Raw genomic sequence first — 20,908 nt, 5'->3', positions numbered from 1 at the left:
AATGAAAGCTCGTTTACTTCTTCAGCTCTGCCACAGCAGCTGTCAGGAAGTTTGTTCTGCTCCAAGCAGGTCCGCCTTCAGACAATGGATCAATGATATTGGTATATACATGTCCATCCTTGAACGCATTTGTTTTTTGAATAATCGGGTTGTTCTGGATGTCTTCGAGTGCAGTAAGTTTATCCGCGTTCTCCGCATCTGCAAATTGCAGGAAGACATAATCAGGATTAATCTCGGCAAACTGCTCAACCGTAATCAGCTCCTGCGCTTTGGCTGCAGCTACTGCATCTGGAACAGTCAAGCCTAGGTCAGTGTAAAGCACAGGGTTAAAAAATACGTCCTGCGGGTAAACATACATCTCTCCGCCACGAATACGGATCGCCATGACCTTCTTACCTTCAAGCTTCGTACCAAGCTCCGCTTTGGCTGCTTCTGCCTCTGCTTTGTAATCTTCAATGACTTTAGCTGCCTCATCCTGTTTGCCGGACAGTTCACCCATCAGGTTCAGGTTAGCTTCCCAATCCGTTGAGATATGAGACACTTGAATAAGTGGAGCGATCTTTTTCAGCTGTTCTACAACCTCTGGTTTGAATTTGGTTGTTCCCAGAATAACGTCTGGCTTCAAGGAAAGAATCGTTTCGAAGTTAGGCTCTTGCTTCGCTCCGATCGAGGTTGCCCCTTCCGTAATCGAAGCGTAGCGTTCAGGGAACTCGCCGCCTACTTCGATAGCACCTGTCAGCGGCACATCAAGTACAAGAGCGTCCTCCATCGCCTCCATAGCGCCCGTTACGACGATCTTCTCCACATTTGCTGGAAGAGTATACTCTTCTCCCAGATATGTAACCGTACGTGTCTCGCCTTCTGTACTGTCTGTTTCTGTTGTATCGGTTTCTGTAGTATCCGTTTCGGCAGGCTGCTCAGAAGCAGCTGGAGTTGTCTCTGATGTGCCGCTTGCGGTCTCGTTTGTGTCGCTTGCTTGTCCGCATGCTGCCAGCATGACCAGCATCAGAACGAGCATGGCATAAAAGGAAATCTTTTTCATGAAAATAGGAACCCCTCTCTTATATCTCCATAATTGATAATGATTATCATTATTGAATATTATAAGAGTTTTGAAAAGGTATCCATGGATATTTTCCGGTAAAGGTATGGACGAATTCCATGTTTTTTACCAATACTTAGGAAAAACGGCTGCCTAAGAAGGTTAACTCCTGCTGCTTCTTATATTCAGATGGGGAAACGCCCATCATTTTTTTAAATTTACGGCTGAAATAGAATTCATCCGGGTACCCGACCAAGTGGGCAATATCCCGCAGCTTGAGCTCTGAATCCATCATGAGCTGTTTGGCATGCTCCATCCGCGTCGTTGCAATATATTCGGTTACACTCACTCCATATTGCTTCTTAAACAGTTCACTGTAATATTTCAAGCTGAGTCCCGCCATCCGTCCTAGCCGCTCCAGTGTCAGATTCTCATCATAATGCTGATCAATATACTCTTTTGTCTTCTGAAGCGTTGAGTTCGAGTCCTGCACCTCAGCCGTACGGCTCTTTGCAACCCAGTACAGAAATTCTTGAAAAATAATCTGGCTGCGGTAGCGTCCAAGTCCCTCACCGCTGTGCCAATGACCATATATGGACTGACACATCCCTGTGAACCAGCTTGCCTCTTGACTGAGCAGCTCACTGCCTGGTTCCATAATGTAATCATCAACAACGACAAGCGGACCCTTGTTACCCTGTTCCTGGTAGATATCATACTCTATAATCATTAAATCGAGATCCCGGCCGCAGTTGCATGTCATTTCAATACTCGCTTCCGGCACACAGGAATACACGCAGGGCTTCTCTACTTGATATGAACAGTTGTTCATCGTAAGGGAGCCCTTTCCATCCGTGATCACAAGCAGTCTGCGTGATGCTGTACGGGTTCTCGGAAGGGACCACCTTGATTTGGTACTGACTCTTGCAATATCACGCAGTCTTACCGATGAATAATCAAGCGTCTTGCTTGCCAATTCATGATCTGCGCTATCCATCTTCCATTCATACATGTTGGAATCACCACCTCATTAATGATAATGATTATCAATATCATAAAGAGTATATCAAATTTCACGACTTTGCAGTGATTTTTTTTGAAATAAACGAAAATTCATTTTCATCCGCAGAAAAAAAGACAGCTTCCTCAAAAAGCACTCCTGAGAAAAGTTGTCTTGTTGTCCGTTATTTGCTCGCCCAGTCCGCAAATCGTAAAGCCCGATTAATCAGTACAGGCAGAATGGAGCTGTGATTCTCGTCCTCGAATTCCTTGAATACAGCGTGTACGCCATATTCGGATAGAGCGGAGAGCCGTTCTGCCTGCTTCTTGGCATTCTCAATCATCGGGATCTTAAAGTTTCCCTCCCGCTCGCCTACAGCCACCAGAACCCGAACCTTCAGTGATGCAAGCTCTCCGGATGTCAACGCCTTCGTCCAAGCCTCCTCCTGCTGCGCAAGATAAGATCCATTCCAATGAATAGAAGGACTTCCGGCAATGTAGGTATGAAAAGTACCCGGTCTCGCAAACAGCATTTGCAGCACGAACAAGCCTCCGAGTGAATGTCCGATGATCATTTGTTTGCTTGCATTCACCGAATAATGCTGCTCTATATTCGGTTTGAGCTGTTCTTCAATAAAGGACATAAATTCCTTAGCTCCGCCCTGCTCCGGGCGTTCTCTTCCTCCTGGCATTACAGGCAGCTCTGCTTCGTTAGCCGGCATCGTCAGATCATAGTGTCTGCGCGGCGGAAACGGCGCATCCAGATCATAGCCAATACCGACCACAATCGCTGGAACGACCCCCGTCTTCTCCCGTCTCACCGATTGAATTCGAATCATTTCCGTTGTCATTGCAAAGGTCGCATTGCCATCAAGGGTATAAATGATAGGAAAGCCTTCTGCTGGAGGCTCCTCTACTGGACAATACACACAAATTCGATAGTCATGTCCGTTAAATCGGGATCGCATGATCCATTCTTTCGTTGCAGAAAGTGTGACCTGCTTCGCTGAAGTTGTTGCCATACCTCTCCTCCTCCCTACTTGCCTAGCCATTATAGAGTATTCGCCCCCGACAAAACATGGACTTATTCCGTCTCCGATCCTCACTGTCTCAATCTCTGGCCTCTATTTTGCCGACCGTACAGCAGCTACAAAAAAAGCTGTTCAATACCGCCATCGGCAGCATTGAACAGCTCAGTGCTCATGTTACAGTGTCGTGCTATTACATGCGCTCTACGGCATACCAGCCGTCTTCAAACGTAACCGTTGCATCCAGTGCTTCTGCAATGGAACGCAGTGGAACATAGACCATCCCATGCTCCGTATAAGGTGCAGAAGGCAAGGTTACCTTCTCTCCATTGACGACAGCTTGTTTAGAGCCCAGCGTATAAGTGGACTGTTCCAGTGTCAGGTCATTCGTCACCACAATCTGATTCGAGCCTTTGGTCCATTTCACATCCGCTTCAAACTGGTCTGCAAAATAACGAAGGGCTACAAATCCAGTACCGTCGTGATTCACCAATCCGTAGTACTCGTCTTCCGGATCAAGATAAGTGTACATGCTGGTCATACCGGAGTTCAGCAGCAGCTCATGCACTGGTGCGGATCCTTCAAAATTACGAAGAATTTCGCCTGTCGTTGCTTCACCGTACATCACATCAAGAACGCCACTCGAAGTATCGACCTGATCTGCCTTGACTTCTGTTCCGTAGTTCCAGATCTCAGAGGTATTTACAAGCTTGATTTCACTGACAGGCAGTTCATCCGATTCGGGAATGGCTACCTTCAGCTCCATATCTGATTTGCGGGCATTCAGCTCGCTGTCGAAATAATAATCTACTGTAAGATTCGTATCATCGCCAAATACGGTCTTCAGCTCTGGTGTTTCATTGAACAATTTCTCAACTTCTTGATCATAATCCAAAAGGAACTCATCCAGATAACCCGTGATCGCGCCATGAATCATCGCTACCGTCGTATCCTTGGATTCCGGAGACAGGAACTCCGAAGCTCCTTCCAGTGACTCATCTTCCGCTTCGATCGCAACAAACATAACTGAGATGGCATCGTAGAGATTGCCAATGAGCTGCTTCAAGCCTTCTTCATCCTCAGCAATAGAAGTCAGGAACGGACGGATAAGCTCGACCATCTCTGTACCGCTGAGTTCCACATGAAGCTGAGTGAGGTCAAGCTGCTCTCCATTAACTGTCTCTTGTGCCTTTGCAACCGAGATGGTGTCTGGATTAGGCAAATGCTTCACCAAGAAGCTCGCCAATTCCCAGGTTACATCCTCTACCTGCTCATAATATTCTGTCATCTCTGGTGTTTCTATCTCTTCCCCAAGCGAGAAGTAGACCGGCTTCTCTGCACCCTCAATATCAAGAGCAAACCCGGCTTTATCCATGCTGAAGAGGAATGGAATTTCATTATCCGAATAGTATACAGAGCCTGTAACCGAAGCATGATCCATATCTTCCGATTTGGCACTGTCAATATGTACGGAAATGGAGTTCAATAGGTCTATCATTTCCTTATCTTCCGCAGTTGCATTCGCAGACGGTGTAACTTCCAGATCGAGTGTCTGACGGGATTCCATCGGCTGATATAATTTTTCCTTGCTTCCTAGTATGGCTGAATTGACATCAAATCCACCTACTGACTGACAGCCTGTCAATACGACCAGCATGAAAATGAGTGGCGCGGCGAGCCACTTAAACGATTTACGATTAATAATATTGCTCTCCCCCTTAAACGTTATGGACGTACTCCTTCATACTATATTTAGAGGGAAAATATGTAAACCTATTTTTTTAAAAAAATGCCTATATATCCTTGTGTATCAATTGTTGAGAAATGATGACAATAGTCGACAATCTATCATATTCCTCTGTTTTTCATGAAAATATTAATATTTTCGGCATGATGTAATAAAGATTCTATTGCAACTTTATGTAGAACGCCGGCGTCAGTAGAAGTATTAATTAAATCAAAAGGAGTCGTTATACAGATGAAAAAAAGCCGAATTATCCTCTATGCAGCAAGCGCCGCAGTGTTACTATGGATCACTGGATGTAGTCAAGCAGAGACGGAGACTTCGACTCCTGATCTTCCCGACCCTGTTAATGCGACAGAAACAGCGCCAAAAACTGTTCCAGCAGAGCAGCCGGAGGCTGAAGAACAAACGATTATATTTGAAAGGTCCGCCCCCTCTGATCCCACTAAATTTCAAGAAGGTGTCTCTATAGATATGGCAGGTTATGTACAGGATTTTTTTACATTGGACATGGCGGAGACCATCCAGCGCAATATGGAAGCGATCGTCAGCAATGATTCAGAAGGCTTCTCAGAAGGAATGTCCGAGGATGTAGTGGAACAAAATCTGAATTTATTAGCCTATCTGCACACGGATGGAGAAGCGATTGAGTTCCAATCTGTTGATTCAATCACTTATTTGGAGAAGGAGAAAAGAATCCAAATTGCAGTAAGCTATGCCATTCAGATGAAAGAAGAAGTCACCTATGGATCTTTTGAATATACATTGATTCCGGAGAAGGGGACAGAAGAGGACAGGTGGATCATCGCTACCATGGACTAGAAAGTAGATCCAATGCGAACAAGCAAACCCCCATCAGCAAGATGAGGGTTCACAACAAAAGAATGAAATGGATGGATTTATTCCTTATTGAAAATGAGGGCTGTCTTCGTTTCGTTGATAAAGGCCGTATCCGCATTCAGCTGTTCGGATATGAAGCGGACAGGAACGAACAAACGGCCATGCTGCTGCATGAGCGGGACATCATACCGTTCAATCCTGCCATTCACATCCACCTGCCTGCTTCCCTCTGCCCAGCGAATCGTTGTGTCTCCAGCCTGGATCGTCGCTTCTCTAAGATCTTGATTCCACTCAACAACTGCCCCCAGCTGTTCTGCTGCAAACCGAAGCGGTACATAGGTGCGGTTATCGCTTATATACGGGGCACTTTCCAAAGAAAATTCCATGCTGCCGGCATAGGCTGTGCTTGATCCAATGATTAAGCGCTGCAGCTCGCCTTGGGATCGTTTGTCTTTGTCATTCGCCGTTATTTTCTCAAAAATATCTAATGTATCGCTTCCTTCGCTTAAGTCCAGATAGTTGTCAGCGAGCCCCAAAGAATAGTATTCCAGCACGTTTCCAACCTGGTTTGCCGGATAATAGATAAAGTCATGATCTGCAAGGGGCGAAATATCCCATATTCGATTGCCTGACAGCTGCAGCTCGCTGAGCTCTGCCAAATCTGCCAGTGGTGCCAGATCATAGATCTGGTTATTGGCCAGCTGGATGGATCTTAAGTTCGTCAGGCTCGCAAGTGGTGTTAAATCGGTGACTTCATTATTATTCATACTGATTCCCTCAAGGGTCTCTGTCAAATGCTCAAGAGGGGACAAATCCTCGATCTCATTATTGTCCAGCTGAATATACCGAAGGGCCGGAAGCTCAGCCAGCACCGAAATATCTGTAATTCCATTGTCGGTCGCTTCCAGCCAGCTTAATGCCTTGGCTTCTTCCAGTGCATCCAGACGATCTACCGGATTGCCGCTGATCAGAAGCGTATGTAGCCGAGGAAAGTTTCTGACGACCTCAATGGATGCAACTCCATTATTGCTTATGTACAGTCTTCCTAAATCCGTAAGTGCTGCTAACTCCTCTATTGAAGTAATATAGTTACTCCTTACATCGACTTCCCGCAAAGTCTTTATTCCACTTATAGGTGCAAGATCCGATATTTCATTGCCAGAGAGCCTCAGATGGGTCATATTTACCGCGTGCTCCAGTCCAGCCAGACTCTTAATTCCCAAGCTCCGCAGATCAACGACCGTCAAGGAAGCCAAATCTTCTGTCGTGAGCGGCTCGTCAACCGGCTTATTAAGTATTGACTTCAGTCCATAGGACAGTGCCTCATCTTCAATAAATATCTCTTCGGTGTACGCTGCGGCTAAGGAGGATTGTCCGACAACACTTATACTGATGATTAAGAAAATAAGTATGCTGGATATGTATTTCCTCACTACGCATATTCCTCCCCCTGTTTGCTTAAACTGAAAGCCAGAATCCTAAATATATGGACGTTTCTTGTGATCAAATGTTTCGATTTATTATCTCTGTTACATATACCCAATTTCAAGGGGAAAGGAACAATATATGATAAATTCATCCAATAAAGCACTTCTGTTCCGTACAGGCACTATCCTGCTCATTGTTATGGTTTTATTTTCGATGATAAATATAATGACCGGATTGGAGCCTAGTTCTTCTGCTGCCGCCGCTTTCCAACGTCCGAGCGAGATGAATACGTCTCTTCCGGAGACCAAACGTTTTCACCTCTATGCCACGGACGGCACTCTCAAGCTCCCTGATGAGACATCTGTATATGTGTGGGGATATAGTGAGCAACAAGCAAAGGGGACTGCCGGATATCCTGCCCCTACTCTCACCGTTAATGAAGGAGATCAGGTAGAGGTGACCTTGACCAATCTGGGTACCTCCCAGAAGGGGATTAAGCAGGTCGGGCATACGATTCATTTTCATGGGCTCGATACGGATCAGGCAAACGACGGTGTGCCGCACACCTCCAAGGATTTGCTTGTGGGAGACAGCTATACCTATAGATTCAAGGCCGATCATGCAGGAACCTATTTCTATCACTGTCATGTCGATACGATTGAGCATCTGCAGATGGGAATGACCGGGGCTTTTATTGTCAAAGCAAAGGACGGAGCTAATGAGGCTTGGACCAGTGGTCCGAAATACGATAAAGAATATACTTTCGTACTGAACGAGATTGATCCGGTATGGCACAAGGCCGTGCAGGAGGGCAAGAAGTATGATCGTACTGACTTCAAGCCTACCTATTTTACAATCAACGGCAAGGCCTATCCTGATACGGAGAAAGACCCAGGTACGCTGATCACAGGCAAGCTCGGGGAGAAGGTACTCGTCCGCATCATCAACTCGGGATACCGGCCTCATGCCATGCATCTGCATGGACATCATTTTCAGGTGATCGCATCTGACGGCAGGCCGCTGCCTGCCCCGCTTGAGAAGGACACGGTAAATATCGGGCCCGGCGAGCGCTACGACCTGTTAATCACATTCACCCAGGAAGGAGCCTACCCCTTCCACAGCCATAACATCGTTGACAATACGAACAATGGAGTCTATCCCGGCGGTATGCATACGATGGTCATGATCGGTGATCAAGGACCGGCGCCAGGACATGAAGGGCATGGGAAGAATGGTGAACTTGAGGAGCAAAACGAGAATGAACACCCTAGCAGCATAACAGGAGCAGGAGCCGCTGCAAACCCTGTCTCCCCCTTGGAAGAGTCCCGGGAAGGAGCTATGGTAGCAATCAGCCACATGAAATATTCCGTGAAAGAGCTCCGAATCAAAGCCGGAACAACCGTCACCTGGGAGAACCAGGACCCTGTCTTTCATACGGTGACGGATATAGGAGGCACCTTTGACAGCCGTCACCTCGCACCTGGGGAGGAGTTCAGCTATACCTTCCATGAAAAAGGCGTTTACAACTACTACTGTGCTACCCACCCGAGTATGGAAGCCAGTGTTATTGTGGAGTAAGCATAAGGCTGACTCACTTCATCAAAAAACACCCTCTCGTCTTATACACGAAAGGGTGTTTGGTGTTTGGCACTTAACTTACGCGTTGCTTTGCTCAGACTTCTCTTCGTCCGCGCCAGCCTTCCCGCCGGTTTGCTCAAATTGGTCCGGTTCATCATCACGGATCGCTTTATCTTCTTCATTGTTTTGTGTATCTTTGTTTACCATGATGCAGCCCTCTTTTCTGTAAAGTAGTACGTATGCTCATTATTAACCCGTTACAGCAAATTGAACCTGGTACCCGATTCAATTTGAGTATGCTTCATCAAAAAGGCCCTCACTTTAATCAGCAAACAATTTCCGATACACTGGCTATAGTAATCTATAGAGAAACGTGGTGACTTGTCATATGTTCACAATCATGCTCATCGAGGATGATCTGACCTTGTTTCAGGAGATAAAAGATCGTTTATCGCAGTGGTCTTATGATACATACGGTGTACAAAACTTTGATAAGGTCATGCAGGAGTTTGCAGAAATCCAGCCCGATCTAGTCATCATCGACATCCAGCTTCCCAAGTTCGACGGGTTTCATTGGTGCCGCATGATTCGGTCCCACTCCAACGTTCCCATCATCTTTCTGTCCTCCCGTGATCATCCGACGGATATGGTGATGTCTATGCAGCTCGGTGCTGACGACTTTATTCAGAAGCCGTTCCATTTCGATGTCCTTATCGCGAAGATCCAGGCTACGCTCCGCCGTGTCTACAATTACAATACAGAACCGACTCAGCTCAAGACCTGGAGGGGAGCTACCGTAGAATATGTGAAGAACACGATTTCTAATGATCAAGGTACGGCAGAGCTGACGAAAAATGAGATGTTCATCCTCAAGATGCTGATTGAGCAGAAGAACCAAATCATCAGCCGAGAGGATCTGATCAAGAGCCTGTGGGACAACGAGCATTTTGTGAGCGACAACACGCTCACCGTCAATGTGAACCGCCTGCGCAAGAAGCTCGAAACCATCGGCCTTGGGGCTTATATCGAAACCAAGGTTGGACAGGGTTACATGGCTACGGAAGAGGCTGCCCCATGATTCGGGGGTTTCTTATTGAACGGCGCAGCTGGCTGCTGCTGATTCTCGTCCTACAGCTGCTGACACTGTTCGTCGCCTATATCGATGCCTCTGTTCCACTGCTGCCGATTTTGTATATTACACTGCTGTCCTCCATGCTCTGTATTTTGTTCCTCTTTATTCGGTATCATAAGGAAACCAAGTTCTTCAAACAGTTGAAGGCCTGGAATCACACCTATGATCTTACAGCCTTCAAGAATGCCGAGAGCCCCTTCGAGCAAATTGTGGAGGAAGCAGTGACATTACAGACCCAGCACTATAAACAAGAAGCTTCCGGCCGTCTTCTGCTCCTTGAGCAGGAGAAGGATGAACTGCTCTCGTGGATTCACGAAGTCAAGACACCCCTGACGGCAATGAGGCTCATGATCGACCGGCTGCCTGATGATACGCTCAAGAACCAGCTGCAGTTCGAATGGCTGCGGATTCACCATCTGCTGGATCAGCAGCTGCACCAGAAGCGGATTCCTTTTATCGAGAATGATCTGTATATTGAGGAGACCTCGCTTGAGCCGATCATCTACAAGGAGATTCGGGACTTGAAATCTTGGTGTATCCAAAAAGGAATCGGCTTTGACGTATCGCTGGAAGCGCCTCAGGTGCTCACGGATGCGAAATGGCTCGGCTTCATCCTTCGTCAGCTCCTGACCAATGCCGTCAAATACAGTGAGGCTTCGGATATTATCGTAGAGAGCCGGCAAGAGAATGGACATGTTATTCTGACCATTCAGGATTTTGGCCGCGGCATTGATCCGAAGGATCTGCCCCGCATTTTCGATCGGGGTTTCACCTCAACGACCCGGCATCAGGAGAGCGCGGCTACGGGAATGGGGCTGTATTTGGCACAGAAATCGGCTGATTCGCTTCGAATTCATATAGAGGTTCAGTCTTCTGTAGGGCATGGCACGGCCTTCTATCTTACCTTTCCTGTTCCTAATGATTTCGATCACCTTGCAGGCATGTGACAACATTGTCACATGCTTTTGTGCTTTGTTCGCTGAATCGAAGGAGAATCTTACGTGAACCAGGTAAGATGGATTCATAAAGAACATAAGGAGTGAAACCCGTGGTTATATTGGAAGCAAACAAGATCCACAAAATATACGGCAACAAATTCAACAAGCAGGAAGTGCTGAAAGGGATCGATCTGAAAGTAAACAAAGGAGAGTTTGTCAGCATCATGGGCGCCTCGGGCTCAGGCAAGACCACCCTCTTGAATGTGCTGTCCTCCATCGACAAGCTGAGCGAGGGAACCATAGAGATTGAGGGCAAGGAATTTACAGGCATGAAGGAGAAGGATCTCGCTGAATTCCGCAAGAACCATCTCGGTTTTATTTTTCAAGAGTATAATCTGCTCGACACACTGACGGTTAAGGAAAATGTACTCCTTCCGCTATCCATCAAGAACGTATCCAAGCGGGCTGCGCTGGAGAAATTCAAGGCGGTTGCATCCGAGCTTGGCATATATGAACTGGCGGATAAATACCCAAGTGAGATTTCAGGCGGACAGAAGCAGCGGACCTCTGCTGCCAGAGCGTTCATCCATGATCCAGGCATTATTTTTGCAGATGAGCCGACAGGGGCGCTCGATTCGAAGTCTGCCTCCGATCTGCTGAATAAGCTCAGTGACATGAACGAGAAGCATGCGGCAACGATCATTATGGTTACGCATGACCCCGTAGCGGCAAGCTACTGCAGCCGGGTCATCTTCATCAAGGACGGACAGATATACTCGCAGCTGAATAAGGGCGAGCAGCCGAGATCCTCCTTCCTGAGCGATATTATGAAAACCCAAGGCGTGCTGGGCGGTGTTCAAGCGTGAATCTGAATACCATTATTTTTCGAAACCTGAAGAAGAACATACGCAATTACTATCTTTATGTATTTGCTCTTATCTTCAGTGTCGGCCTGTACTTCTCATTCGTAACGCTGCAATACGATCCGTCCATGGATGAAGCGAAGGGTACGGTCAAAGGGGCTGCGGCACTTGGGGCAGCTTCGGTTCTGCTCGTTGCCATTGTCGCCGTCTTCCTGCTCTATGCCAACACGATCTTCATTAAACGCCGGAGCAAGGAGATCGGACTGTTCCAGCTGATTGGTCTGACGAAAGGCCGCATCTTCCGGATCCTGACGGCAGAGAACCTGATTCTGTATTTTGGCTCCATGGTTATCGGTATTGCGGCAGGCTTCGCCGCTTCGCGGCTTATTCTTATGATTCTGTTCAAAATACTTGGTGTGGATGAGCTGGCAGCCCTTCGCTTCTCACCGGAGGCTCTCACGCAGACCGTTATTGTGTTTGCACTCATCTATGTGCTGATCATGATCATGAACTATCTGTTCATTGTCAGACAGAGCATACTCTCCCTGTTCCGTGTCGTATCCACCGCACAGCAGCGGGTGAGTAAGATGTCACTGTTCGAAATATTACTCGGCGTACTGGGAATCGCTCTGATTCTGGGCGGTTATTATGTTTCCTCTCAATTATTCGGAGGACGCTTTACGGAAATGGGAGATCTGATGTGGGCCATGATCTTTATTTTGGCGTCCGTCATCATCGGTACTTATCTCTTCTATAAGGGCTCGGTCAGCTTCATATTCAACGCGATCCGCAAGAGCAAGAATGGATATTTGTCCATTGGCGAGGTGCTGTCGCTCTCATCCATTATGTTCCGGATGAAATCGAATGCCATGCTCCTCACCGTCATCACGACCGTCTCGGCGCTCGCGATCGGCCTGCTGTCACTCAGCTATATCTCTTATTATTCTGCTGAAACGAGTGCGAAGAATAGTGTACCGCATGACTTCTCCTTTGCAGATGAGCAAGTCAAAGAAGATTTCATATCCGAGCTGGATTCACACCTGATCGCTTATGAGGTCATCCACAGACAGCCGATTACAGCTGAGATGGATGCAAGTAAACTCATGTCTAATAGTACATTTGCCGATGAAACGATTGCAACGCCTGTGCTCAGTGAAACGATGGTTGGAGGAATCGAGCTTGAACCTGGTGAAGCTGTATTCATGGGATACGATGATTCGTTATCAAGCTTCATGACGATTGCTAATACAGGTGAGTTCAATTTGATCGGAAGAAATGGAACTGAAATTCATCAGAAACTGATCGGAATCAAGAAAGAGGCTGTGCTCTCCTATTTTTACGGCGGCTTATCACCTACTGTTATTGTAGACGAGACTGTGTATCAGCAGCTGCACCAAGATATGAATCCGGAGCTTCAAACAGACGACCGTGCCAACTATTACGGAGTTCAGCTCAAGGACCGTTCACAGGTCGAAGAAGCCCATCAAATATATAAAGAGATGGATCTTGGCGTACCAAGCTTCTCTCAATATGATTTTGAATTGAATCAACGTAATAACATGGGAATGATCATGTTCATCGTCGGCTTCCTCGGTCTGACATTCCTGATTACCTCCGGCTGTATTCTGTACTTCAAACAGATGGATGAAAGTGAAGAAGAGCGGCCTAATTATACGATTCTGCGCAAGCTGGGCTTTACAGAGAGCAACCTGATGCGCGGCATAAGGTTCAAGCAGCTGTTCAACTTCGGCATTCCGCTCATTGTCGGTCTGTGCCACAGCTACTTCGCCGTCAAGTCAGGCTGGTTCCTCTTCGGTACCGAGCTCATGGCGCCGATGCTGATCGTGATGGGTCTGTACACCGTGCTCTATTCGATCTTTGGTATCCTGTCAGTCAACTACTACAAACGGGTGATCAAAAGCTCGCTGTGAGCATGACTTGAATAACATCCCCTTGCACTATGCAAGATCTCATTTCGCGATACCAAGAACAAACGGTGCTGATATAAAAAAACTCCCTGCCAAAGAAGGCAGGGAATTTTTTTAATAGGCATTAAGGCTGCCCACGACTTCTCAGTCGTTAATTCAATATCTTAAGCTCTGAATTCTGCATTGCGGCTTCTTTTCTGCCCACCAGTGCATAATAAAGAACAAATCCAACGATCATCAGTGCCGCCATTGCCATGTACATGCCGTTGTAGCCGATGACCGGTGTAAGGAACCCGAGAATAAAGGGCCCCACGCCAATCCCAACATCTACAAAGATATAAAAGGTCGAGGTAGCCAGTCCCATCCGGTGAACGGGAGATCTCTTCACGGCGAGAGCCTGAGCGCTGGCCTGCGTTGTTCCGTAGCCAAGCCCGACGAAGACGGCGGAGAGCAACAGCAATGGACCGCTGTGCACCTGACTCAGTATCGCAAGTCCAATGGCGAACACCACAATAGCAGGGTACATGACCACGTTGATTCCATGCTTATCGAACCATTTCCCTGTGAAGGGTCTGGTCAGAATGACGACAATCGCATAGACGATGAAGAAGAAGCTTGCGACCTCCACCAGGTTTATTTTTTCGGCAAACAAGGTGAGGTAAGTTAGAATGCTAGAATATCCAAACGCCATGACGAAGCTGATGATGGAGATCGGAATGGCCTTCGGTTCCACCAGGTTGGATATCTTGAAGCCTTTTAAGTCCTTCTGCTGTTCCGCGGTCAGTGTAAGCTTCGGAACCTTCATCAGGAAAGAGGAAGCCAAGGATAGTACGCCAAGAACCGCGCATAAAATAAAGTTTAACGTGATGCTCCCGTGTTCTTTGACCAGCAATCCGATAAATGGGCCAATGGCAGAGGCAATAATGATGCTGACACCGTAATATCCGGTTCCTTCTCCTCTTCTGGAATGAGGGATGAGGCTGGCCGAGATGGTTCCTGTCGCTGTAGAAGCAAGGGCAAAGGCAATCCCGTGCAGCAGACGGACGATCAGGAGTACTCCCAGATTAGGGGTGACGAAATAAAGAAAGGTCAGGATGACAAAAGAAATCAGCCCGGTCAAGAGCATCCGTCTCCGTCCCACCTTCTCAATCGTGCTGCCTCCAACCAGCCGGCCGATCAATGCACCGATCACAAAGATACTGGATGCAAATGCACCCATGCTCTCTGATGCCCCAAACTCATTAATGGCGTAAGATGGCATAATAACGACGAGCAAGTAGAAGCATAAAAATAATAAAAAGTTTACACCGAAGACAATGAAAAAATCCTTTGTCCATAATCGGTCCTTTGATACTGTCTGTTCCATTAACACATTCCCCTTTCTATATAGATCACAAAAAAGAACCATCCCGCATTGGTGCAAGTCTGGTCCTCTGCAAAAAAAGCTTTCTTAAGCTCTATTCAGTCACAAAAGGCCGAGTAATTTTATCAATTATATAGTTACCCTAGGTAACTAATAACTTTATAATTATAATGTACTTTTTTACATATGTCTAGGCGTTTAATCGAACCAAAAAAAGGACTCCCCACCCATATGTGCGGAGGAATCCTTTTACTGTAAAATCACAATTCGTTCATGCTATCCACGCTGGCCGAGTATGGCCAGGGAGAGCGCTGCATCAACGACCGCTTCCGGCTGATGAATATGAATGTCTTGCTCACTGTCCTGAACCGTTAGCGGTATTGTGCAATTGGTCAGTTCAAACAATGCCTGCTGGCTGTCCTTCCACTCTTCCGTTTGCTTGCCTGCCGTCAGCACGATGACCGGCATCGAAGGCCGAAGCGGTGCAGCACTATACAACTGCCGAACACTCTCACGAGCATACCTAAGCTCAAGCTCAGGATCAGCGACTGCAAATGCACTGCGGCGATATCCTGAAGCTATAGCCTCGATGTTCATGCCCTCATGAATCGAATCGACGAGCAGCAATCCAGACACTTCATCCGGATACATGGAAGCAAACAGCCGTATGGTCATTCCACCGAACGAGGTCCCGACAAAAACATAGGGAGGCTTCAGCTGCTTCACAGCCAATAGGGTTCGCAGATCCTCCACATCCTCTCGGCAGGTCTGCTGCTTCTCCTCTCCCCTGCTCCAGCCGAATCCTGCACGATCATAGGAGAGCACTACTGCATGCTTGGACAGCTCAGGCTGTATCCGAGACCAGTCCTGTGAGCAGCCGCCGTTACCTGCTTCCAGAATAATCGTCTGATCGCCTGATCCGGTAATCAGCGTGTGAAGCTGGCGATCCCCCACCGGAACAAGCTCTCCAGGCGGCGTGACGAAACGGTTCTCATCATCGGACAGCATGAATGGGTTCAGCATATAAGGAAATTCTGTAACGACAGCACAGGTATCTAAATTTATATATTTATCCGTTAAAGGAGTAGAAGTCATATCAACACACCTCTCTTATTTATCGCAAACAGCGTAGCTGCATCTACATACGATAATAAAGGGAAATGCTTCTGTGAAAAATAGAAGGTATGTGGGCGATTCTTTCTTATTTTTTGAGGATGTAGGCTTGCCGGGTATTCACATGGGGACTTCTCAGGGTAAAGAATATCAAAATGATAACCAAGGAAGGAACAACGATATGAAGCAGGCAATGATTATTATTAACCCTTCTTCAGGTAAGGAAGAAGCTCTTGCCTATCTGAGAGATGTACAGGAGGTCTTGGAGGAACAGGGCTACCAGACGTCCGTAAACGAAACAGCGAAGGAGCATGATGCAACAGCCTTCTGCATTTCCGCCTGTGAGGATTGCTATGATCTGGTTGTATCCATCGGAGGAGACGGTACCTTGCACGAGACGCTGAATGGTTACATGGATCAAGCGCACAGACCCAAGCTTGGCATTGTTCCTCTCGGCACTGTTAATGATTTTGCCAGAGCACTCCATATCCCGCTTGATCCGGATGAGGCGATCCGTACGCTCCGTTCCACCCGCTTGAAGCCGATTGATATCGGATTGATCAATGATCGGATCTTTGCCAACGTCATTGCGGTCGGCATGCTGGCTGAAGTGTTAGCTGAGGTGAGCTCTGAGCAAAAATCGAAGCTCGGCGCGTTCGCTTATTACAAAGAAGGCCTTAAACGCCTCGTGAACAGCCCGTCCAATCATCTGATTATCGAGCATGATGATGAAACATGGGTAGGTGAATCCCCCTTGTTCGTGGCTGCATTAACGAACTCTGTCGCCGGATTTGAGAAGATGGTGCCTTCGGCCTCCGTGGACGACGGACTGATTCACTGCTTCATCATCAAGGATATAAATGTCTTTAACACACTTACTGTCGGAACGTCGCTCTTACTCGGGAATTTAAAGGATCATTCCGACGTGGTTTACTTTACAGCGAAGGAAGTCCGTGTTCGATCTGAGGAGTCATTGTCTACCAATATTGATGGAGAAGCTGGTCCTTCTCTGCCCCTCCATCTGCGTATATTATCCCGTCATATTGATGTGATCGTTCCAGAGGAAGATTAGATTTTATACATGAATCCATTTTCTAAGCGGATAAACACTGTTTCTCCCCGATTTCTTGGCGGTATACAGCGCTTTATCTGCTTCCCTCATGAGGGACTGAGCGGAATGCTGTCCTTCGCCAGGGACGATACCGGCATGCGCTACACCAAAGCTGGAGGTTACCCTAACTTCTTGGTCCTCTACAATCATCTGACGTCCAGCAATATTCTTACGAATCGATTCCGCAAGCTCACACGCCTCCGTCAGGGAGGTGTCCGGAAGCCAGAGGATAAATTCATCCCCGCCATACCGGCCTGCAAATCCTGCACCGCTGAGTGTCGAATGAATAGCATCTGCCACATGGGTCAGCACGATATCTCCTGCTTCATGACCATACGTATCATTAACTTCTTTGAACAGATCGATGTCGAACATGATCACGGAGAGCCTTCCCCCATGCTCGGTGTATTCATGAATGACCCTATCCGATTCTCTCAGTAGTGCGGTTTTGTTTAGGAGTTGGGTCAACCCGTCCGTATCAGCCAGCTCCTTGAGCTGTTCTTGCATCAGGATGCGCTCTGAGATGTTGGCAAACGTGATGATGCGGCCGATCGGCATCCCTTGCTTCATCATCGGTGTAAATCTGACGTGAAAATGCTGATTCACTCCATTTATTTTGAGCATATAGTCAAACTCCAGCCCACGGCGAACCAGCTCCGCAAGCTCAGGATAATCCTGAAGTGCGTCCGATGCCGAGCGCCCTATAACCTCCTTGGTCATTCGTGGAAACACAGTCAGTACCGTTTGGTTGTAATCAACAATGATGTCCTTGTCATCCAATACGACGACTCCTTCCCTCATATGCTCAAACACCATCTCTCTCGCCAGAGGTACGGCGCTGAACATCTGAAACCGGAACAGGGCGATGCTGTGAAATATAAAGGACAGACTAATAAAAACAGGCCCCAGATCGATCCCGTAAGGACTCATACCCGCCAAGTACAAAAAGGCGCCGATAATCGGCACAAGATTCCCAACCGCCATCGTAAGAAGCTGCCTCCGAAAGGCGGGCGCTGCCTTGCCCCATTGTACAAGCAGGATAGCGGCACTCGCGATGATGCATCCGTACAGATAAACCGAGTGCACCGCGAACCACGGTCCATAAGTCAGCTCCACGATCGGAAATGGAGCGTTCTCCCGGAGTGTCACGGAGGTGTAGTACAGATGATGCAGCTCGTTCGTGCTTTGGATGAGTGTCGTCGTCACTGGGATGGCAAAAAGGATATAATAAACCCATTTTTTTATAGCCACACCGACATATTGTGTACACATGAGCAGCATGAATGCAGGAATAAGCGGAAGCGGGATGTATTCGACGGTGATCCAGAACTTGATCTGCATCAGTGTCGAGCTGGTCAGCTCCGCCGCATAGGCAAATGAAAAAAAGGATGCCATTAATGTCATCCAGACATAGTACATCCCGCCAGGTGCACTCTTAAGCCTCAGCAGTCCGTATACACATAAAATTACGCTTATACTGCCGCCAGCCATGATCATGAATACCGGTAAGCGCAGCTCTTCTGCCATCTTCATCTACTCCATGATTACTTTTATGGTTTCATACTAAATCCTCATTAAATTATAAAACAGGTTGTTGCCGTTCTCTAGCCATAATTCTACATAAAACGACTTTAATCTACTATATCACGATAGGAATAATTGTAGATTATTTTTTTTTGCTTTTTTCACTTCTTTGCCATCTATAACGCAAAAAAAAGATCCTCAACCCTTACGCTTAAAGTAAGGCTTGAAGATCTTCTATATATAATCAATCACTTATCATGATATCTCTGATTTAGGCTCCACCATTCGCTTCCCACGCAGCGATCTCTTCCCGAACCCGAGGGGCGACCTTCGTGCCGAGCAGCTCAATCGCCGTCATGACCTCCTCATGCGGCATTGTGCCCAGGGGGACGTGAAGCATAAACCGAGTAATGCCGACATTTTTTCGCAAATATATAATCTTCTCGCTCACCGTGTCCGGGTCACCAACATACAGCGCCCCTTCAAGACTGCGGGCTGCATCATAGCTCTGGCGCGAGTAGCTCGGCCAGCCCCGTTCCCGTCCGATGACATTCATACTCTGCTGGGTCGGAAGGAAGAACTTCTCCACAGCTGTCTCTTGATCTGCTGCAATAAAGCCATGGGAGTGAGAAGCCACTGGAAGCTTGGAAGCATCATGCCCTGCATGGGCAGCCGCCTTCTTATACAGCTGAACCAGCGGTGCAAACTGTGCAGGTCTTCCTCCAATAATCGCAAGCACGAGCGGGAGCCCCAGCAGCCCGGCCCGGATGACGGATTCCTGATTCCCGCCACTGCCAATCCATACCGGAAGAGGGTCCTGAACCGGCCTTGGGTATACACCAAGATTGTTGATTGCCGGACGATGAGTCCCCTGCCAGGTTACCTTCTCCGATGCGGTTAATTTGAGCAGCAAGTCGAGCTTCTCATCAAACAGGGTGTCATAGTCATTCAGATCATAGCCAAACAGGGGGAAGGACTCGATAAAAGAACCTCTGCCCGCCATAATCTCCGCGCGTCCGTTCGAAATGCCGTCCAAGGTCGCAAAGTCTTGAAACACACGTACCGGATCGGCTGATGACAGCACGGACACGGCGCTCGTGAGCCGAATTCGCTTGGTCTGCGGTGCTGCTGCTGCCAGAACGACTGCAGGATTGGATGCGGCATAATCTTTTCGATGATGCTCCCCAACTCCATATACATCAAGTCCCACCTGATCGGCCAGAATAATCTCTTCCACCACTTCGCGCAGACGCTGCGCGTGACTCATCACCTCACCGGTATGCACATCGGGTGATGTCTCTGCAAAAGTACTGATTCCTATCTCCATTCGATTTCTCCTCCTGCTTTATATTAATTAATTTTTGTAAGTTAATAACTTTAACGCACTATCTATATTCTGAGGTCGAATGGCTGATTTATCAAGCACTATTTTATCCGAAGATCTACCCTTGCTCCTGGCGGTACAGCTCGCGGCTCTTGTACCCTTTTCCGAGAATCATCTTCATCTCTTCCCGTCGTTTCTCTCTCGTTGCTTCCTGCTTGGCACTGTATACGTACCGTGCCCAGTCCTTCTGATATCCAGGGGTAAGGGTGAGGTAGAAGGCAAGCAGCTCCGGCTCATTTTGCAAATCCTGCTCCACATTTGGGATCATGGCGACATAATCTTCTACTCTCTGGCTTGCTTTGGAGGACTCCTTACTCTTCCGCTGTTCCTTCTTCAGCCCTACCACGGTAAATACGTCATCCATACCCACCATGCGGGCAAATTTAATACTGCTTGTCCCTACATAGCCGTCCTCATCTGCCCCTATTCCTCCCAAGATCTCATCACGGTGAATGTAAGTAGAGTATACCTTGTTGCCCTTTTTGGGATAAGCGAAGTACAGGTAGCCCTTCTCTTCCAGCAGATCCTCTTCGATCACCCTGCTCACCTGTGACTTCATCTGGTCCATATCCAGCACGAAGGCAAAGATCAGATCATAATTACTCTCTGCCAGCTCATGCTCATATTCCCCGAGCTCTGCAAAATAATCGATGTCTGCAGGCAAATTCAGCACGGCCTTGCGGGTAAAGTTATGTAAATTCAGCTTTTGTACAATGGTCTTTGTCATCTTCTCACCTGTCCATTCATATATTCTGTGAAAAAAGAGGAATTAGAAGCTTTCTCTAGAGATTATAGCGAACGAATGATATAAACACGAATAGACTGAATCGATATTTAGTTCGTGTGTCCTGCTCATATGAAAAAATCGGTGCATAAACGCTTTAAACGTCTAT

The 20,908-nt window shown here is 47.4% G+C and carries 18 protein-coding genes; 7 read left to right on the top strand and 11 right to left on the bottom strand.

Going from position 1 to position 20,908, the window contains the following annotated elements; translation table 11 throughout:
* Positions 1-13: 13 nt before the first annotated feature.
* The 4 genes from BK126_RS19680 to BK126_RS19665 form a co-directional block, all read right to left on the bottom strand.
* Positions 14-1,042 (bottom strand): ABC transporter substrate-binding protein, encoded by a 1,029-nt coding sequence (locus BK126_RS19680; RefSeq protein ID WP_076314259.1) that lies wholly within the window; start codon positions 1,040-1,042, stop codon positions 14-16.
* A 136-nt stretch (positions 1,043-1,178) separates the two neighbouring features.
* Positions 1,179-2,054, bottom strand: a complete 876-nt coding sequence (locus BK126_RS19675; RefSeq protein ID WP_076314258.1) for a helix-turn-helix domain-containing protein — start codon at positions 2,052-2,054, stop codon at positions 1,179-1,181.
* 172 nt (positions 2,055-2,226) lie between these two features.
* Positions 2,227-3,063, bottom strand: a complete 837-nt coding sequence (locus BK126_RS19670; protein WP_256702946.1) for an alpha/beta hydrolase — start codon at positions 3,061-3,063, stop codon at positions 2,227-2,229.
* A gap of 199 nt (positions 3,064-3,262) precedes the next feature.
* Positions 3,263-4,726 (bottom strand): copper amine oxidase N-terminal domain-containing protein, encoded by a 1,464-nt coding sequence (locus tag BK126_RS19665; RefSeq protein WP_076314256.1) that lies wholly within the window; start codon positions 4,724-4,726, stop codon positions 3,263-3,265.
* A gap of 321 nt (positions 4,727-5,047) precedes the next feature.
* Here BK126_RS19665 and BK126_RS19660 point away from each other — a divergent pair, with 321 nt between their 5' ends.
* Positions 5,048-5,635, top strand: a complete 588-nt coding sequence (locus tag BK126_RS19660; RefSeq protein WP_076314255.1) for a hypothetical protein — start codon at positions 5,048-5,050, stop codon at positions 5,633-5,635.
* A 77-nt stretch (positions 5,636-5,712) separates the two neighbouring features.
* Here the strand turns inward: BK126_RS19660 and BK126_RS19655 are convergent, their stop codons facing one another.
* Entirely contained in the window at positions 5,713-7,086 is a 1,374-nt protein-coding gene (locus tag BK126_RS19655) for a leucine-rich repeat domain-containing protein (protein ID WP_076314254.1), read from the bottom strand.
* A gap of 133 nt (positions 7,087-7,219) precedes the next feature.
* On the opposite strand from BK126_RS19655, the gene BK126_RS19650 reads away from it, so the two are divergent.
* On the top strand, positions 7,220-8,659 hold the full coding sequence (locus BK126_RS19650; protein WP_076314253.1) for a multicopper oxidase domain-containing protein: 1,440 nt from the start codon (positions 7,220-7,222) through the stop codon (positions 8,657-8,659).
* A 78-nt stretch (positions 8,660-8,737) separates the two neighbouring features.
* Here BK126_RS19650 and BK126_RS29960 read toward each other — a convergent pair whose 3' ends face one another.
* Positions 8,738-8,866, bottom strand: a complete 129-nt coding sequence (locus tag BK126_RS29960; protein ID WP_256702945.1) for a hypothetical protein — start codon at positions 8,864-8,866, stop codon at positions 8,738-8,740.
* A 181-nt stretch (positions 8,867-9,047) separates the two neighbouring features.
* On the opposite strand from BK126_RS29960, the gene BK126_RS19645 reads away from it, so the two are divergent.
* The 4 genes from BK126_RS19645 (at position 9,048) to BK126_RS19630 (ending at position 13,523) form a co-directional block, all read left to right on the top strand.
* A complete protein-coding gene (locus BK126_RS19645; protein WP_076314252.1) occupies positions 9,048-9,737 on the top strand; it encodes a response regulator transcription factor in 690 nt (229 codons plus the stop codon).
* Positions 9,734-10,738: a sensor histidine kinase gene (locus tag BK126_RS19640; protein ID WP_076314251.1), complete on the top strand. Its 1,005-nt coding sequence runs from the start codon at positions 9,734-9,736 to the stop codon at positions 10,736-10,738. The genes BK126_RS19645 and BK126_RS19640 overlap by 4 nt, the downstream gene beginning before the upstream one ends.
* Before the next feature lie 101 nt (positions 10,739-10,839).
* Complete coding sequence (locus tag BK126_RS19635; protein WP_047912670.1) at positions 10,840-11,595, top strand: ABC transporter ATP-binding protein; 756 nt, start codon at positions 10,840-10,842, stop codon at positions 11,593-11,595.
* Positions 11,592-13,523, top strand: a complete 1,932-nt coding sequence (locus BK126_RS19630; protein WP_076314250.1) for an FtsX-like permease family protein — start codon at positions 11,592-11,594, stop codon at positions 13,521-13,523. The genes BK126_RS19635 and BK126_RS19630 overlap by 4 nt, the downstream gene beginning before the upstream one ends.
* Before the next feature lie 148 nt (positions 13,524-13,671).
* On the opposite strand, the gene BK126_RS19625 is transcribed toward BK126_RS19630, so the two are convergent.
* Together BK126_RS19625 and BK126_RS19620 are read right to left on the bottom strand one after the other, a co-directional pair.
* Positions 13,672-14,886 (bottom strand): MFS transporter, encoded by a 1,215-nt coding sequence (locus BK126_RS19625; protein ID WP_076314249.1) that lies wholly within the window; start codon positions 14,884-14,886, stop codon positions 13,672-13,674.
* A gap of 273 nt (positions 14,887-15,159) precedes the next feature.
* On the bottom strand, positions 15,160-15,978 hold the full coding sequence (locus tag BK126_RS19620) for an alpha/beta fold hydrolase (RefSeq protein ID WP_076314248.1): 819 nt from the start codon (positions 15,976-15,978) through the stop codon (positions 15,160-15,162).
* A 199-nt stretch (positions 15,979-16,177) separates the two neighbouring features.
* Here BK126_RS19620 and BK126_RS19615 point away from each other — a divergent pair, with 199 nt between their 5' ends.
* A complete protein-coding gene (locus BK126_RS19615) occupies positions 16,178-17,068 on the top strand; it encodes a diacylglycerol/lipid kinase family protein (RefSeq protein WP_076314588.1) in 891 nt (296 codons plus the stop codon).
* Between the two features lie 3 nt (positions 17,069-17,071).
* Here the strand turns inward: BK126_RS19615 and BK126_RS19610 are convergent, their stop codons facing one another.
* The 3 genes from BK126_RS19610 to BK126_RS19600 form a co-directional block, all read right to left on the bottom strand.
* On the bottom strand, positions 17,072-18,634 hold the full coding sequence (locus BK126_RS19610) for a histidine kinase N-terminal 7TM domain-containing diguanylate cyclase (protein ID WP_076314247.1): 1,563 nt from the start codon (positions 18,632-18,634) through the stop codon (positions 17,072-17,074).
* Positions 18,635-18,902: 268 nt separating this feature from the next.
* Positions 18,903-19,958, bottom strand: coding sequence for an LLM class flavin-dependent oxidoreductase (locus tag BK126_RS19605; RefSeq protein ID WP_076314246.1), 1,056 nt, complete (start codon positions 19,956-19,958; stop codon positions 18,903-18,905).
* A gap of 115 nt (positions 19,959-20,073) precedes the next feature.
* Positions 20,074-20,742, bottom strand: coding sequence for a YdeI/OmpD-associated family protein (locus BK126_RS19600; protein ID WP_076314245.1), 669 nt, complete (start codon positions 20,740-20,742; stop codon positions 20,074-20,076).
* Positions 20,743-20,908 lie beyond the last annotated feature (166 nt).

The organism is Paenibacillus sp. FSL H7-0326 (assembly GCF_001955535.1).
Lineage (GTDB): Bacteria > Bacillota > Bacilli > Paenibacillales > Paenibacillaceae > Paenibacillus > Paenibacillus shunpengii.
This window is presented reverse-complemented; position numbering and strand designations above follow the sequence as displayed.